Origin of the sequence: Thalassotalea sp. 1_MG-2023 (genome assembly GCF_030546745.1) — a bacterium.
Classification (GTDB): Bacteria; Pseudomonadota; Gammaproteobacteria; order Enterobacterales; family Alteromonadaceae; genus Thalassotalea_C.
The window spans coordinates 146,492-164,269 of sequence record NZ_JAUOPD010000005.1; the positions used below are offsets into that span (position 1 = coordinate 146,492).

Annotated in this window: 12 protein-coding genes; 8 read left to right on the forward strand and 4 right to left on the reverse strand. The window is 38.1% G+C overall.

Translation table 11 applies throughout. The features are described 5' to 3' along the window. Window positions 1-369: 369 nt before the first annotated feature. A complete protein-coding gene (locus Q4489_RS05930) occupies window positions 370-570 on the forward strand; it encodes a hypothetical protein (protein ID WP_303478088.1) in 201 nt (66 codons plus the stop codon). A 198-nt stretch (window positions 571-768) separates the two neighbouring features. Here the strand turns inward: Q4489_RS05930 and Q4489_RS05935 are convergent, their stop codons facing one another. From Q4489_RS05935 to Q4489_RS05945, 3 genes are all read right to left on the reverse strand, one after another. Next, entirely contained in the window at window positions 769-1,047 is a 279-nt protein-coding gene (locus Q4489_RS05935; RefSeq protein ID WP_303478089.1) for a hypothetical protein, read from the reverse strand. Window positions 1,048-1,219: 172 nt separating this feature from the next. Beyond that, window positions 1,220-5,767: an EAL domain-containing protein gene (locus Q4489_RS05940; protein ID WP_303478091.1), complete on the reverse strand. Its 4,548-nt coding sequence runs from the start codon at window positions 5,765-5,767 to the stop codon at window positions 1,220-1,222. Between the two features lie 144 nt (window positions 5,768-5,911). Then, window positions 5,912-8,668 (reverse strand): insulinase family protein, encoded by a 2,757-nt coding sequence (locus Q4489_RS05945; protein ID WP_303478093.1) that lies wholly within the window; start codon window positions 8,666-8,668, stop codon window positions 5,912-5,914. A gap of 191 nt (window positions 8,669-8,859) precedes the next feature. Here Q4489_RS05945 and sixA point away from each other — a divergent pair, with 191 nt between their 5' ends. Further along, window positions 8,860-9,336: a phosphohistidine phosphatase SixA gene (gene sixA / locus Q4489_RS05950; protein ID WP_303478095.1), complete on the forward strand. Its 477-nt coding sequence runs from the start codon at window positions 8,860-8,862 to the stop codon at window positions 9,334-9,336. A gap of 31 nt (window positions 9,337-9,367) precedes the next feature. On the opposite strand, the gene smrB is transcribed toward sixA, so the two are convergent. Further along, a complete protein-coding gene (gene smrB / locus Q4489_RS05955) occupies window positions 9,368-9,916 on the reverse strand; it encodes an endonuclease SmrB (protein ID WP_303478096.1) in 549 nt (182 codons plus the stop codon). Between the two features lie 75 nt (window positions 9,917-9,991). Between smrB and prmB the strand changes: the two genes are divergently transcribed. From prmB to Q4489_RS05985, 6 genes are all read left to right on the forward strand, one after another. Then, window positions 9,992-10,930, forward strand: coding sequence for a 50S ribosomal protein L3 N(5)-glutamine methyltransferase (gene prmB, locus Q4489_RS05960; RefSeq protein WP_303478098.1), 939 nt, complete (start codon window positions 9,992-9,994; stop codon window positions 10,928-10,930). Between the two features lie 2 nt (window positions 10,931-10,932). Next, window positions 10,933-12,030: a chorismate synthase gene (gene aroC / locus Q4489_RS05965; RefSeq protein ID WP_303478100.1), complete on the forward strand. Its 1,098-nt coding sequence runs from the start codon at window positions 10,933-10,935 to the stop codon at window positions 12,028-12,030. Between the two features lie 27 nt (window positions 12,031-12,057). Continuing rightward, window positions 12,058-13,227: an MFS transporter gene (locus Q4489_RS05970; RefSeq protein WP_303478101.1), complete on the forward strand. Its 1,170-nt coding sequence runs from the start codon at window positions 12,058-12,060 to the stop codon at window positions 13,225-13,227. Window positions 13,228-13,426: 199 nt separating this feature from the next. After that, the gene (locus tag Q4489_RS05975; RefSeq protein WP_303478102.1) at window positions 13,427-15,511 is read left to right on the forward strand and encodes a TonB-dependent receptor; all 2,085 of its coding nucleotides are present in this window, start codon (window positions 13,427-13,429) and stop codon (window positions 15,509-15,511) included. A gap of 36 nt (window positions 15,512-15,547) precedes the next feature. Next, window positions 15,548-16,918: a PepSY domain-containing protein gene (locus Q4489_RS05980; RefSeq protein WP_303478104.1), complete on the forward strand. Its 1,371-nt coding sequence runs from the start codon at window positions 15,548-15,550 to the stop codon at window positions 16,916-16,918. 212 nt (window positions 16,919-17,130) lie between these two features. After that, window positions 17,131-17,778 (forward strand): TnsA endonuclease N-terminal domain-containing protein, encoded by a 648-nt coding sequence (locus tag Q4489_RS05985; RefSeq protein ID WP_303478106.1) that lies wholly within the window; start codon window positions 17,131-17,133, stop codon window positions 17,776-17,778.

Genomic DNA, 17,778 nt, shown 5'->3' on the forward strand with positions numbered 1-17,778 from the left:
CAACGAGTCAAACGTTTATTGCCGAACCCTTTGGACAGCGTTTGTTGGTTTTTTTACGACATTATTGCTTTTTTGTTTGGAACAATCACATAAAGAGATTCTACCTTGTATCAAAACTCAACAAATACCTGCAAAAGAATCTCGAATGTTCAACCGACCCTAGGTAAAGCATTGCCGATTCAATAACAAAAGAAGTTGCGAAAGAGGCAATTGGTTGCCTCTTTTTTTTACCCTGTGGACACGTAATGTGCTTGTTATTGGGTAATAGTAAAAAATTAGTTTAAATACTCTAAAATTGTTGAATAAATACTCTAATTGTCTATAATACGCGCCAATTCATCTTTATAAGTCGCATTGGAACTAATTGTTATGTTGTTTTTAATTCCTGTATTAGCGTTATTTTCAGCTATATTCTTTTATTGTCAGGCTTTTACGAGCGGCTTGGGTCGAAAGCGTTGGGCGTTTGCTGGCTTTGTGTTTGGTCCATTTGTTTGGCCAATGTTTTGTATGAAAAAGCGTATGAAAGTGAATAGCTTATTTGGTTGGAATGCACTTATTCTGCGTGCTTAAGTCTTAATAAATAATGTAGAAGAGTGTTAGACAAAATTATAGCCGCTAACTTCCTTGTAGCGATTATGATAGTTTTTATGTTGCATACTATAATGAAGTAGCAGCAGGTAGTTCTTTAATGATAATTTTCGCTGCAATCGCATTTTCTTTCGGTGCGATAGCGAAGATGTTCTTAATAAATCCCAACATAGTTACACCTTATATTCTAACAGTACTTACTTTTCGGCCTGTTTTTTCTACAGCAAAGTCATTATTAATTCGAACCGTGCTTACTTTGCGGCCTGTTTTTTCAACAGTGAAGTCATTACTAATTCGAACAGTACTTACTTTTCGACCAGTTTTTTCAACAGAAAAATCTTTACTGATTCTAACAGTACTTACTTTTCTACCTACTTGTTCAATGGTTAATGAATCTTGATCAACTACTGGAGCCGGAGATGTATTAACTACCAAAGATAAGATGATTGAACTTAGCATTTTTATTTTCCTTTATTGGTTATTGTTGTAAACGCAACTAGGAATAAGCGATTAATGTGCCAATATTGAAAATATGTGCTATACCCATATAAATTAAGGGACAGAGAGAATCGAAATTATTGTGTATTTTTAGCCGTCATAATTCTGACAGCTAAAAATACGATAGGTAGAGTTAAGAACGGTTAAACGACGTAGATTTGTCAGTGATTTGATGGGAAACTAAATAGCGGCGGAAATCCTCCGTTGCTAATGGCTTACTGTACAAATAACCTTGCAGTTGCTCACAGCGTAAACCGGACAAGAAACTTAATTGTTGGTTGGTTTCTACACCCTCAGCAACCACTTGTAAGCCAAGGTTGTGAGCGATGGTAACTATGGTAGCTACCATATTTCGACCTTGCTCTGATTGCTCTATATCATCGACAAAGGCTTTATCTATTTTTAAAGTGTTTAATGGGAATTTCTTTAAATACGCCAATGATGAATAACCTGTACCAAAATCATCTAGTGATAAATGTATGCCCATTGCTCGAATTTGCAACATAGTATCAATTGCTTGTTGAGGGGAGTCCATTACCGTACCTTCGGTAATTTCTAGTTCTAAGTGCTTTGCCGGTAAGCCTGTTTCAGCGAGTATTTCTGCAATCATGCCAACTAAATTAGGTTGGGTAAATTGTACTGCGGATAAGTTTACTGCTATACGTCCGTCGAATAAGCCAGAGTCAATCCACACTTTGGTTGCATAACACGCTTTACGTAAAACTACTTCACCGATGTCTATGATTTGGCCTGTTTCTTCGGAAACCGGAATAAAAGTTAATGGACTAATAATGCCTTTGGAAGGTGTTTCAAATCGAACCAGCGCTTCCATACCTGCTATTTTACCCGTTGTAATTTCAATTTTGGGTTGATAAAACACAGAGAAAAAATCTTCCTTTAAGCCATGTCGAATAAGCCCTTCGATCTGTAATCGTTTCACTGCTTGTTCATTCATGGAGCTATTAAAGAACTTATAACGATTACCACCAGCATTTTTGGCGTGATACATCGCGGTGTCAGCATTTTTAAGTAATTCTTGCGGAGTAGCACCATCTTCAGGATAAAGTACAATACCAATACTAGAATAAAGTACAATCTCGTGATTTTTTAATCTTAAAGGCTGTGCAATGGTGCGTAGAATATCTTTGGCGATGGTCGTGATCGTATGGATATCGTTAGTATTTTCAACGATGATACTAAATTCATCTCCCCCTAATCGATAAACAGTATCTTGTGTTCTACCAACGGTTCTTATACGTTCAGCGACTTTACATAACAACACATCGCCAACCTCATGGCCCATTGAGTCGTTTACTTTTTTGAAGTTATCTAAATCAAAAACAAGCAATGCATGAGGTACTTTGTTTTTCACTAGTCGGGTTTGGTTTGCTTGAAAATAAGAACGGTTGGGTAAACCGGTTAGTGTGTCGCTGTTTGCCAGTTTTCGTAATTCTGCTTCGGTTTCTTTGCGCTTGGTAATGTCTGAAAAAACCCCGACAAAGTGTGAAATACTGCTATTTTCATCACGAATAATGTCAATATTTAAGTCGGTAAGGTAAAGCATACCGTCATCACGTTTACTTTCTATTTCACCGTGCCAACTGCCTTTGGTTAACAAATGTTGTTTTACCGTATTCGCGAAACTGTCCGGGTATTGCCTGAAGGTTAATGGTTCGCCAATCATTTGCTTTTTAGTTTTACCGGTAATTCGTTGGAAAGCTTTATTGATATCGACAACAAAAAATTGACGATCGTAAATGACCACAGCGTCTGAGATATTTTCAAAACATTTTGCAAATAACTTTAAGCGCTCATCAGCCTTCTTTATTTGGCTGATATCTTTTAAAGTTCCTGTCATACGAACAGGATTATTTTTTTCATCGCGTTCAACAATCTTGCCGCGATCTAAAATCCAAATCCAATTACCTTGTTTGTTCTTAACACGATAAGTTGCTTCGAAATGTTCTGTTTTTTCGTCAAAGTGGTCTTGTAACGCTTTAGTAATCCGTGTGATATCGCCTTTATTTACATTGGTTTCATTATCACCGTTATTACCTAAGTTACGTTTACCATCTTGTGGGAATTCAAGCGTGCCCCAGATATTAGAACGATAAATTTTACCGTTCTTAATGTTCCAGTCCCACATTTCATCGCCACTACCCCACAGTGATAGTTTAAGGCGCTCTTCACTTTCTTTTATTTGTAAGTGATAAATTCTTTTATGCCTAAATTGTTGCAATAAATAAGACAACGCCAATAGAACGACTAAACTATAAACCAGTATAGCGCTACTCGATAACCACCAGGGGGGCAGTATTTTTATCGATAAATTGTTAGCAGTAAAGGTTGTTGGCGAGTAGCGGTCATATGCTTGAACTTCAAAGGTATAATTGCCGGCACTTAAATTTGTATACGTTGCTCGTAGGTTTTCAGCTGTCGTCGTTAGCCAATTTTCATCGACCCCAATTAAGCGGTATTGGTAAACAAGTTGCTCGGGTAAACTAGCGTTTGGTGATATAAATTCAATACTAAAAGGGGAATGAACATGCGCTAAGGTGATCTCTTTTAGGGTATTAAGCTGAGCTGATAAGGTAAACTGCCCTTTAGTTGGTGTTGACGTTACCGGTACTTCTTTATTAGCGATCAGTAAGGAAGTAAGGACAGGCGGAGATATTTCAAAAGTAAAAGCGAGTAACTTTTCTGGTGTGAACCAATTGAAACCGTTATTTCCGCCAAAGTAAATATTGCCATTTGCGTCTATCGTTGAGCTATGGGCATAATTTTCATTATTTTCAAGGTTATAATCTTTATAAAAATTTCTAACTTTTAATGTTTGTAGATTAATAAAACTAAACCCTTTATTACTACTTAACCAGGCGTTACCGTTACTATCTAGTACTATACCGTTAATATAATTATTGAGTAATCCAGATGTTTCGTTAAACCAAGTGCCTTGACTATTAGCTTTATTCACAACTAGTGCGCCTTGTGAATTTGAGCCAAGAATTAAAAATTTTGTCGTATCTTTAATCGTAATAATGTCTTCAAAAATGAAGTTATGCTTATTCTTAAGGGTAAACTCTTTAACTGAATTTGAGCCAATTTGGTAATATAAAAGTTCTTTTTTTGTAGAAATTAGCAACAAGTTACCATCTTTAGTGGCCGATAAGTTTAAAAATTTCTTATTATTTAAATGAGACTGTGTGGAATAATCCAATAAATCAAAAGAGGATAGACTTCCAGAGTCTTCTATATACCAAATTTTGTTTTGTAGGCCAATGAGATTAATACCTAGCTGATGTCGTTTAGATGTTTTCCATGGCTGAATTTCTTCAGGGATTAAAGTTTCGCTGTTAAATTGAAAAAGCTCATTTTGCATTGAAACAATGTAGGTGTCTGTGCTCGTCTGGAATATTTGATCAACTGGGTGTGTAAGTGAAATGTCTTTATGGGTGTTTGTGTGTGTATCGAAGAGCGCCAGTTCACCATCTTTAGAAAACAAGATATCTTCTTTAAGCGCCGTTATATTTTCAATGTTCTCAACAATTGGAGTTGCTAAGTTTTTACTATGGGTAATTAACAATGATGAGTAGTTGGCTTTCATTAAACCATTAAAACTGCCGATCCAAATGTGTTTTTCATTATCGATAAACACTTTAATAATATTGGTATTAAAGGCGTGTGGTGTAATGTTTGAAAATTGATGTTTAAACGCTTTGTCTTCTAACGGGTTAATCGAGTACAGGCCGTTATTGGTGCCAATCCAGTAGAGTGCATCGTTAAGCTTGCCAAAGCTTCTAATTTCAACTGCTGCGTTATCGGTTTGGTTTAAGTCGTATTGTCGGTAAAGGTTATAATTACTGTCAAGAATGACAATACTATTATCGACCGCAATCCAATAATGGTTTTTACGTTGGTGGTATTCAATTTGACGAATTTTAAAGGTGTTGTCTGCTGCTAGTGTGTCAGCTATTTGGTTGGTTAATACAGTATCTGGTGTTAAGTTCGGCGTTAGAATGTAAAAGTCGCCATCGTAATTGCTGATCCAATAATTACCTTTCTCATCTTGAAAGAAGGTTCTTATCGCACTGAAATTTAACAAGGTGTTATCGGAGATTTTTCTGACTTTAATATGTGTAAATGATTGTTCTTCTTTGTTAAAGCGATGTAGTGCATTTTCGGTTGCAACCCAAATGTCGTGGTTTGCATCTTCATATATTTGCCATACAAAATTATCGGTCAGCGTATTATCATTACCTTGTTCTGCGCGAAATGTACTGAAATTATCTAATTCAGCATTATAAATACTAACGCCGTTATCCGTCCCTATCCATAAGTTATTATTTGAATCAATTAATAAGTTACGTATGCTATTTCCAGCGAGAGATTGGGCATCAAGAGCATTAAAACGATATTGTTTAAAGGTTTTACCGTCGTATTTATTTAAGCCATCATCCGTACCAACCCAAATAAAGCCATCTTTATCTTGCACCATGTCAAAAACATAATTTTGTGATAAACCTTGAGCAGGCTTTAAGTGCTGAACAGAAAGCGGTGTACCATGTTGATTTATTTGTGTTGAAGCATGTAAAAAAGTTGGAAAAATTGCGGCAAGAAAAACGAGTGCAGAAAATGTTTTTTTATCTTTACAGAACAGAAAATTAGAAATAGAAAGACGCACTTAACACTACCTATAAATACGTTACGTATTATTATTATTTAGTCCATTACAAAGCAGAATAATGGTTAAGTCAACTTTTTGACGAAATTATTACCCAGCATGTCTTTATTTTATTCATTTGCACAAACAGTTGTATCGGCAGGTTTAATGTTTTATTGATAATTTTGTTAATTTATTTTCCAAATCTGTTAGTTGTTCGGTAGATACTTGCGCTAAAGAGGCTAAACATAAGCGATCTGTAGCTTGTTTTGATGCGACAATATTATCGTGTAAAAATTGTTTGATATCGTCTTTATTAATACGCAATAGGGTGTCAATTAAGGTTTGTTTTTGGTTGAAATCAAATTCTTGATTACATATTGCATTCCAAAACCGTTGGCTTTTAATGCGTAAACTAGTGTCTTTTTCTTGTAACTGACTAGCTAGACCTTTCTGTAGATGATGCCAATCATCGTCACTCATTTGTTCAATGAGTTCGCCGCTGTTGTTGATAAAGTCATCCATTGCTGAGAGCAAGCTATCAGCATGATGATTTGGTGATTGTATGTAAAATGCGATACCAGGGTAACGATTGATTGGTACATAGCCAACACCAACTAAATAGCCATATTGTTTCTCAGTGCGCATTTGGTGAAAGAACTGCGGTGACAGTATTTGGCTAATAATCATGGTCAATGCAACGGTAGTCGTTGCTCGGTCTACCATAGGATAATAAATAACAGCGGCATGATCGTGTTCTGGTAACGCTAACGGATAATAGAGAGAACCTTGCTGTTGTAGATCTAATACTGGAACCTCTTGTTTAGCATCATTCGATAATTGATTTTTAAACGCTTGTAAGATGATTTTTTCAATTGATGTAGCATGTTCACGTTGCCAGTTGCCGTGAATTAACACTTCAATATTTACACGTGTAAAGATAGATTGGCAAAATTGTGTAAAATGAGCAAAAGTTGTTTGTTCTAAAGCCGCAGTTAATGATTTAGCATCGGGGTTTTTCGGTTGCATTGTTGCGCTAAGCGCTGAAAATAATTGCGAGATAGATTTACTGTTTTCGGCGTTATTCCAGTGATTAATCAATTGTTTTTTGATTAAATTAAATTTGTTCTCTTGATATTGAAAGCTTTGTAATTCATTTAATAATTGCGCGAGTAACATTTCTTGTTTCTCACTTAAACCTGACAACTGTAAGGTCAATCCACCTTGGTGAGCATATAAGTGGTATTGTATGCCTGCTAGCTCTGCATCATAGTGCTGTTCGATAACAGACTCGGTATAGAGCTCAACATATAATCGAGTCATTGCAATGGTTTGTGCATTTTCTAACGTTGCTGGTGCGTCAATACCAATATAGATATAGCCTTTTGGAACTTTAAATGTTTGGTCTTGTTTGTACCAAAGTGTTAAGCCATCTTGCTGAGAAATTCGCTGGGGTTGTGAGAACTTGTCTTGTTGGTTTTCGTACACAATCGGGTTGCCGACAATATAATTATTAACAGAAGGTAACGCTAATGGAAGTTCCTTAGTAACATGTTGCCATTGGTCAAGCTCACTTTGTGCTATAGGCTCAACATTATAAGGTACCTGATACCAATTAGTTACCTGATTGCCTTGCACTTGCGGGTCAATAACAATAACACGCATGTTATTAGGCGAAAGCTTTTCAAGTAAATGTTCGATACTTTTGTTATCCATACCCTCCATCATGTAATCGCCATAGATATAGTCTTCTTCTGGGTAATGTTGCATATTGATGACTAACTGGCTGACAGAGTCAATAGGTTTGGTTTTTTCGTGATAATGGAAAGAAAGCTCTGCGATTGCTTTTTTCTCTTGGTAGTAAAAGTCAGCTAAGGGTGCTTTTTTGATTAAGGAAATATAGAAAAATACTGCATCGATAATATCATTAATATGCTGGGTACCTATATCGGTTAACCGAATACTGATATTAAAATCTTTAAAGTTATAGCCATTAATTCCTGAGCCAGCAGTGAGTCCAATTGCCCAATGTTTGTTTTTTAAATAAGACAAAATGCTATTTTCGCCTTCATGGCCTAATAAATAAGCTAACAATGATTCAGGCTTATGACGATAGTATTGATCGATACTCGGCAGTGCAAAACTAATGATCAATTGTCGTTCGTTTTTAACCGGTTGAACTTGAATTTTGATGCTTTGATGAGTAGGTAAATATAAGCAAACATTGGGTAAGCTAGGCGGTAATGTATTCGCTGAAATACCAGTAAAATACTGTGTCGCGAATGCCTGTAGCTCATCTATCGTTTGTGGGCCTTCTAATACTAATGTCATCGCTTTTGCGTTGTAATATTGCTGGAAGAATTCGTCAACTTCATCACGTAATGAGCGATTTTCTTTGTCAGAAAGCGTTTCAGTATTGCCCACTGAAAATTTTGAAAAAGGGTGTTCAGGGTTAATCGTTGCTTTATGTACGTCATAAAGACGACGAATATCATCTTTTAGTTTTAGCTTAAATTCTGCGTCAATGTTTTTACGTTCTTTATTGACGAACTCTTCTGACAGTAGTGGTGCTATAAAAAACTGACTAAACCTATCTAAGGCTTGTTCAAAATGTGTGTGGTGAATGTCAAAAAAGAAACAGGTATGTTCTGTAGCGGTCCAAGCATTATTAGAGCCACCATATTGACTAATAAATTTTTGATATTCACTACCGTCAGGGTATTTTTCTGTGCCAAGAAATAGCATATGTTCAAGAAAATGCGCCATACCTTGACGATCGTCAGGATCACTAAAATGCCCTACGTTTACAGCAAGGGCAGCAGCGGATTTCTTAGATTCCTTGTGATGAACAAGTAACACTCGCAGACCATTTTCTAAAGTGATAGCTGAGTATGTCTTATGATCATTTGGACTTTGTTTCAAAACCTGCTCCGAGCTTACCAAAAAGTGCTTCGTTTAAACGTACAACATCATGACTATTTTCTTCTAAATTACCCTATGGAATAAGTTGAGTCCATTTTATTCTTAACTGATGTTATAACAATGTCTCGTATTCCTTTACTATAGCGCCAATTTATTATTTCTCTTATATTTTTAACGGCTTGGTAGAAGTTATGCAGCTATATGTTATGCGCCATGGTCAAGCAAGTGCACGTGCAGCAAGTGATGCCGAAAGGGCATTAACAGAACAAGGGCACTTAGAAGCCAAATTAATGGCCAAATGGCTTAATGATAACAATATTGTTTTCGACCAAGTTTTTGTGAGTCCCTTTGAGCGAGCGCAGCAAACGGCCAGTACTTTAATGTCAGCTGTTAGCCATTCCGCCCCCATAGCAACAATTGATATTATTACTCCTTCTGGCGACGCTAGAGAAGTGCATGATTATATTGATGGTGTCTGTCAGGCCGATAAGCTGGAAAATGTATTGATTATTTCTCACATGCCGCTGGTAAGCTATTTAGTTGATGAGTTAACCTTTGATACAATTGCGCCTTTATTTGCCACTGCCGCAATCGCCGAAATTAATTATGATAAGCAAAAAATGAAGGGGGATTTAACTCGACATGTTGCCCCTTATGATCTTTGTTAATGCTTAATTTATTTCTTTAAAGTAAATACGGTTAATCTTCTTTGAGCATCAGTTTATCGTGAATATCGAGTAACACTAATAAGGCCCCATCACCGCCAAATTCAAGGGGGGCCTGATGAAAAGCAATGACATCTGGATGTTGTACAAGCCAATGCGGTACTTTATTTTTCAATATTTTTGCTCCTACGCCGTGTACAATACAAACACATTGAACATGTTCTTTTTGGCTGGCATACAAAAGTGCGGCAATTTCTTGTTTCGCCTGATGTTGAGCTAAACCGTGCAAATCTAAAATAAGCTCTGGGCGGTAAACGCCTCGCCTTAGGTTTTTCGCTTCGTAGGCACTGTCACCATCACGTACATACTTCATTGGTCCTTGTGTGGTCAAATTTGGTTCAAATTCGTCTGAGAAATGAAAGCTAGCAAGCTGTTTTTCTACTTTTTCTTTAAGAATAGTGCTCTGGGGCTTGATGGATTTTTTTTGTGGGTGTATCTTGTCGTGCACCATAGGTTTTACCTTACCTATAGCGTCTTTAAATAATTGTTTTTCTTGTGGCGAAAGAGCATCTTTAAATTTCATAGGTGAAGTCTAAAAATATCGGCTGTGAATAACAAGTAAAACCTTATAGTATTCGGAAATTAACAGGGGAGTTGAGTGACTCAACAACATCAAGAATTAGCAAAGCAGTTGTTCACCTTGGGTGACTTTGTGCGGTTTGCAGCCAGTGAGTTTAATCGTGCAGACTTATTTTTTGGCCATGGCAACGATAACGCATGGGATGAAGCGATCACCCTTATGATGTTTGCTGTCGAGTTACCCTCGCATTTAACTGAGCATATTATGCAATGTCGCTTAACTCAGGATGAAAAACTGGCTTGTTTGGCGTTGATTGAGCAGCGAATAGAGCAACAAGTACCAGCGGCTTACATTACCAATCAAGCCTATTTTGCCGGCTTACCGTTTTATGTTGATGAACGAACATTAGTGCCACGTTCGCCGATTGCAGAGTGGATTGAAAAGCGTTTCTTCCCTTTAATCGCTAAAGAAAAAGCAGTGCACCGCATTCTTGATTTGTGTACTGGCAGTGGTTGTATTGCAATAGCATGTGCTCATTACTTTCCAGAGGCAGAAGTTGATGCTTTAGATTTATCGGTTGATGCGCTGAATGTTGCGCAAATCAATATTGAAAATCATGGGTTAACTGAACAAGTTATTCCAATTCAATCTGATATTTTTACTTCTGTTGAAGCGCTTAAATATGATTTAATTGTTACCAACCCACCTTATGTTGACCAACAAGATGTTGATAGTCTTCCTGCTGAGTTCACACACGAGCCTGAAATGGGTTTAGGAAGTGGGCCAGATGGTTTAGACATTACCCGAGTAATACTTGCTCAAGCGGCGCAACATTTAACTGAAGACGGATTATTAATTTGTGAAGTGGGTAATTCACAAGTGCACTTAGAAGCTGTTTACCCAGAGGTTGGTTTTCAATGGCTCACCTTTGAAAGGGGCGGGCACGGCGTGTTTTGTTTAAGCAAAGCACAATTACAACAACACCAAGAAATTTTTAATCAGCGAGTGAAACGTTAAGTATGTCTGGAAATACGTTTGGTAAATTATTTACAGTTACCACCTATGGTGAAAGCCATGGTTTAGGTTTGGGCGCCATTATTGATGGCTGCCCTCCAGGGCTTGAAATATCTGAAGAAGATTTGCAGATCGATTTAGATCGTCGTCGACCTGGTACATCTCGATATACAACAGCAAGACGTGAAGCTGATGAAGTAAAAATAATGTCTGGTGTTTTTGAAGGTAAAACCACAGGAACACCTATAGGCTTAATGATTGAAAATACTGATCAGCGCTCTAAAGACTACGGTAATATAGCTCAATCGTTTCGACCTGGTCATGCTGATTATACGTATTCACAAAAGTATGGTTTGCGAGATTACCGAGGCGGTGGTCGTTCTTCAGCACGTGAAACAGCAATGCGTGTTGCCGCAGGTGCAATTGCTAAGAAGTACTTAAAGCAAAAGTTTGGTATTGAAATTAACGGCTGCGTGACACAAATTGGTGATGTCGTCGCTGAGCAATATAATTGGAATACTGTTGAAGATAATCCTTTTTTCTTTCCTGATGAAAGCAAGCTGACACAGCTTGACGAGTTACTCCGATCGATTATTAAACAAAAAGACTCAATAGGTGCCAAAGTGACGGTTGTTGCGAAGAATGTACCAGTTGGTCTTGGTGAACCCATTTTTGATCGCTTAGACGCTGATATTGCGCATGCAATGATGGGAATTAATGCCGTGAAAGGCGTGGAAGTGGGCGATGGCTTTGCTGTTGTTAATCAAAAAGGCTCGGAACACCGAGATGAATTAACGCCAGAAGGCTTTGCAACGAATCATGCTGGCGGTGTGTTAGGTGGGATTTCTTCTGGGCAACCCGTTGTGGCACATTTAGCGTTAAAGCCAACATCAAGTATTGGTGTTAGTGGCAATACCATCGATGTTGAAGGCAATGCTGCAGAGATAATTACTAAAGGGCGACATGATCCTTGTGTAGGCATTCGTGCTGTACCTATCGCAGAGGCTATGTTGGCATTAACATTAATGGATCATTTCTTACGTCATCGTGGCCAAAACGCAGATGCTATCTGCACAACACCTAAAATTTCAGGTGAACGATAACCGCATATTCGTGGTGTAGTAACAGCAATGTCACTTTCACCACGCTTTCTTACTTTTTCATTTAGTTACTTTGCATATTTTGCCATTGTAGGGTTAGTCGTGCCTTATTTAGGCGTATTTCTTGATGGTAAAGGCTTCAATTCTGGTGATATTGGCGAGCTGATTGCGATTTTTACCGCCACGAAAATTATTGGTCCAACACTATGGGCAAATGCCGCAGATAAATCGGGTAAGCTTAGGTTCATTATTCAATTAGGAGCTGGCTTATCTCTGGCATTATTTTCGCTATTATTTTGGGTTGAGGGTTATTGGCCTATCGCTTTTGTCTTAGGAATTTTTAGTTTATTTTGGACCGCTATTCAGCCACAGCTTGAAGTGATGACTTTAGTGAGCGTTAGACGTAACGCCAATATCTATTCACGTATACGTTTATGGGGCAGTATAGGGTTTATTATTTCGGTGATTATTGCTGGCGAGTTGTTGGTGGAGAGTCATCCGGATGTATTCGTTACTTTAGGCTGGAGTATTTTATTAGCGTTGTTTATCTCGAGCCTATTACTTAAGCAGCCAAAGATCAATATAAAACCTAATGCTCAGCGCGTATCAATTTTCCCTAAATTAATTGAACGTAATTTTATTTTATTTTTTGTTGCAGGCTTATTATTACAAATTAGTTTCGGCCCTTATTATAGCTTCTTCGCGCTTTATCTTCGTGATTTATCATACCCTAGTATGGCAATTGGTGCTTATATTGGCTTGGGTGCTGTTGCTGAAATTGGTATTTTTATAATCGCAGGGCGATTGTATTATTTGTTTGGCCCTAAGGTGTTGTTAGCAGTCAGTATTTTTTTAACTGCTCTTCGATGGTATGCCACAGGTCACTGGGCTGATAGCGCGATAATTTTGTTTTTTGTTCAACTGTTACATGCTGCTAGTTTTGGGCTATATCACACTGCTTCCATTCAATATTTACAGCAACACTTCTCAATTCAAGAGCAGAATCGAGCTCAAGCGATTTATATTGCTGGCGTTTATGGGATCGGGGGAGCATTAGGGGCATTTTTATCGGGTATCTTTTGGTTAGATGGTGAAGGTTCAATGTTATCATTTGAGTTGGCAGCGATTACTTGTTTGATGGCAGGTGGGTTAGCTTGCTTGATGAAACCTCATAAAAATTCTAATGCGATATCAACCTAGTAACAGCTATTCATAATAATGCTTTTTTGCCTGTTTAATATTGGGGTAAAGCGATAACTGAATCGAATTTAGTCGGCTGTTAATACTCGATTTATTTGTCAAACTGCGACATTTTGCCACATTCCTAAACCTAACATTATCGGATAAAGTTCCTTCAGTAATAGATAAGATAATATCATGCGGTATGAAGGATACTTAAATGCAAACAGTGAAGCAGTCATCAATGGTAATGGGCATAGGATTGCTCATTAGTTGCACTTTTCAGGTAAACAGCACTGAACGTTCTACAGATAAAATTTCCTTAAAAGACCTTGAGCGTATAGAAGTTCAAGGACAGCAAAAAAAATTACTGATTGAATCTGAAGCCGCATTAATTCCTGGTGGTGTCAGCCTTGTAAACGGAGATGATTTATATCAACGTAATGTTGCAAATTTAGCAGATATGCTTCGTTATGTGCCAGGTATGTGGGTAGCCAGTGGCTCAACAGGAGATTCTACGTTTTTTTCCAGTCGAGGTTCAAACCTTGATGCTACAAGTTATGATGGCAATGGTATTAAATTGTTGCAAGATGGTTTGCCTGTTACCGCTGCTGATGGTAATAATCATAATCGTGCAGTTGATCCACTAAGCGCTCGCTACGCTGTTGTTGCTCGAGGTGCTAACGCATTAGCTTACGGGGCGAGTACCTTAGGCGGAGCTATTGATTTTATCACTCCTACTGCGCATGATATTCAATCACCTGAGATCTACTTAAACCTTGGAAGTCATGGGCATTTTCAAGGGCGGTTCACCGCTAGCACTGTCGTTGATCAATTTGATGGGCTAATCACCGTTGAAAAGAAAATGTCCGATGGCTTTAGAGAGCATCAACAGCAACGTAGAGAAGGGCTTTATGCCAATGCTGGTTGGGTATTTGATGATAAAGTAAAAACCCGTTTTTACGCGACTTATATTCACAATGACCAAGAATTACCAGGTGCGTTATCCCAACATCAATTTAACGATGATCCGTACCAAGGAAACCCGTCATCAATAGCAGGACACTACCAACATGACGTTGAAACCTGGCGACTGGCAAATATTACTGACTGGCAGTTAAGTAAAGATAGCAGGTTATCAGTAGGTATTTCTTATGAAGAGCAGGCGTTGTATCACCCGATTGTTGAAAACCCATATTTTAGCTTATTGATAGACACAGACCAGCATACCTTGGGAACCTCAGTTCGATATCAAACTACGTTTAATAATCATGATTTACTGTTAGGGCTTAACTATGGAAAAACGACGGTAGAAGGCGGCAATTATCGTCAATCGGCAGGTATTCGCAAAGACATTAGTACGGTTGTTGATAATAACGCTGATAGCGTAGAGCTTTTCTTGTTAGATCGCTGGCAATTTGCCGCTGACTGGAAGCTTATTTATGGCTTACAGTTTGTTTCTGCGACGCGAGAAGTACGAAATACAAATGTTACTAATAATGCCTTTTATAACCCGAATGAAGATTATCAACGGGTAAACCCTCGAGTGGGGATTATTTATCAGTTATCAGCTGACAGTGAGTTGTTTGCTAATGTGAGCCGATTGTACGAACCGCCAACAACGTATGAATTGGAAGATGATGCTAGCCAAGACAGTAAAGCATTAGCAGCCATGAACGGCGATGTTATCGAATTTGGCTCTCGAGGTCATATAATGTTGAATAAGCTTGATCAATGGCGTTGGGAATTAGCGTTTTATTATGGCAAGTTAAACGATGAAATTTTGTCAATTGATGATCCCATGGCACCGGGCACAAGTTTATCCACCAATGTGGAGCGTACTATCCACGCAGGTGTAGAAGCTATGGTTGGCGGCAGCTTTTCTATTGATAACGCAGGTGAACATGTTATCGAACCCGTTTTAAGTGTGACACTAAATGACTTTTCTTTTGATGATGATGCCAATTACCATAATAATAAGTTACCGGTTGCACCTGATTATGCCGTCAAAGGTGAAGTCATATATCGGCATGCCAATGGCTTTTTTGCAGGGCCTACATTCGATTTTGTTGATGGACGATACGCAGACTTTACTAATACTTATCACATAGATAGTTATCATTTGCTGGGTTTTAGAGCTGGCTTTTCAAGGGATCGTTGGGAATTTTTTGCTGAGCTTAGAAATATCACGGATCAAGAATATGTATCCGTATTTAGTGTTAAAGATACCACTGCACCAGAAGCAGAGATTTTACAAGCTGGCGAACCACGTTCTGTATATGCTGGCATAAAATATCGCTTTTAATCAAGACTCAAAATTTATGTTGTTAGGGAGTAGGGGATGACCACAGATACTGCAGCCTTGGAAAATCGTAGTAAGCGTTATAAAGCGGTTTGGCGATGGCACTTTTACGCGGGGCTTATGGTGATCCCTGTTTTAATGTTATTAACCATTTCAGGTTTGGGGATGTTAATAGCAAAACCGATTGATGATGCGTTAAACCAACATTTATTGGTGATTGAAGCCCAAGAGAAAAGGCTGGCTGACTCAGTGTTACTGGGTAACGTTAAAGAACATTATCAGCATGATATGGTAACTTTGTATATTCCTGCTCAAGTTGAAAATGCATCAGCAGTATTTTCATTAAAGCCTGCACATGCTCAGGGGCATGGTGGTCATAACCCCGAAAGCTTATTGGTTTATGTTAATCCGTATACAGGAAAAATATTAGGTGATAGAGCCTCATCAGATTCTTGGTACAACACGGTCAAGACGTTACACGGCTCAATATATTTAGGTGACACGGGTGATTTAATCATTGAAATTACCGCTGGTTTTGCAGTACTTCTTATTGTTACTGGTTTATATTTAGCTTGGCCGGGGCAAGGTTGGCAAACATTATTACCCCCACGAAGGCTTAAATCGCGTGCAGATTGGCGACAATTGCACAGAACTATTGGTTGGTTTATTGCTATTCCACTTTTCTTCTTTTTAATGTCAGGGTTAGCCTGGACAAATATTTGGGGAGGGAAATTCGTTCAACCCTGGAACTCGGTAATAGGCACCAATTACAATGCGAGTGAAGTTACCCATAGTTCGTTAAATGATCAAGGAGCACATCGTGTGCCTTGGGCATTAGAACAAACGGCGTTACCTCAATCACATGGCGATCTTAATAAACTAACCCTTGATGATGTAACTAAGTTTGCACAAGAGCATGGTTTTAAGGGGTTCAGAGTACACTTACCGCAAGGGCATCATAGTGTGTGGACCATATCAGCAACAACCATGGCAGGCGATATTACTAACCCTTTAGGTGATAATATTGTTCACCTTGAACCTAGTAATGGACAAGTATTAGCGAATATTTCATTTAGTGATTATTCGGCAATAGGTAAGGCGATGGCTGCATTTATTCCGTTTCACGAAGGAAACCTTGGGCTATGGAATTGGCTGTTAAATATCGTGTTAGTGGTGATTATTTTTATGTTGATGGTGTCAGGACTTGTCATGTGGTTTAAAAGACAGCGTCAAAAATCGTTTAGCGTAAACGCCCCTAAAGCTGCTAAACAACAAGGTAGAAATGTTATATTGATAATGTGTTTACTTTCGCTGTGTTTTCCGATGACGGCCGCAGCGTTACTTTGTATTATTCTGATCGACTGGCTTATTACTGCGCGTTTAGTTTTTTGGAATAGTGTCATTAAATAGCGAAATGAACTCTGATTTACCTTGTGACGTCAAAGCGGATATCCACCGTTGACGTCACATCGGTGTGTTTATTTAACTTCTGTGAATTACAACGTTCTGTTGTACTATATTTATTTTCTTCCATTAAATTTACATTGCTTTTGGCTACTATAATGAAGTGGTGATTGTAAGCATCACTTTATTACACCAATAAAATGTACTGGTTATTTGCTATGCCTATTAGAAAAATACCTAAAAACTATAGTAACGTTACTGGCATTGCTGCTCATTCTAAAGCTGAAGGACAAGCAATGTTTGAGTCAACATTGGAACGTGACTTTCTAATGTTACTTGAGTTTGATAACAACGTAGAACGGTTTGAAGTTCAGCCTATTAAATTGGAATGGCAAAATGATTTAGGTAAATCTCGCTCATATACTCCTGATGTTTTGGTTTATTACAAGCAAAGTAAACATAAACCAACCCTATACGAGGTTAAGTACCGAGAGGATATCAATAAAAACTGGAGCAAGCTGAAGCCCAAGTTTAAAGCAGCTATTCGCTTTTGTAAGGAAAATAACTGGAAATTCAAATTGATAACAGAAGTAGAGATAAAAACCACCTATTTAGAGTCTGTAAAATTTTTACTCCCGTTCGTGCGACAAGGGGCATCGAGTGAAGATGATATGATGATTTTAGATGACAAAATTATTCAGCTTGGTACAACAACACCAAAAGAGTTGGTGAGCTCTATTTACTGTGATGAGTGGAATCAAGCACGGTTACTTCCAACCTTGTGGTACCTGATTGGAAGCCGACAAATTCAAATAGATCTCAATTCCAAGATCACTATGTCGAGCAATATTTGGAAGAGGCATTAA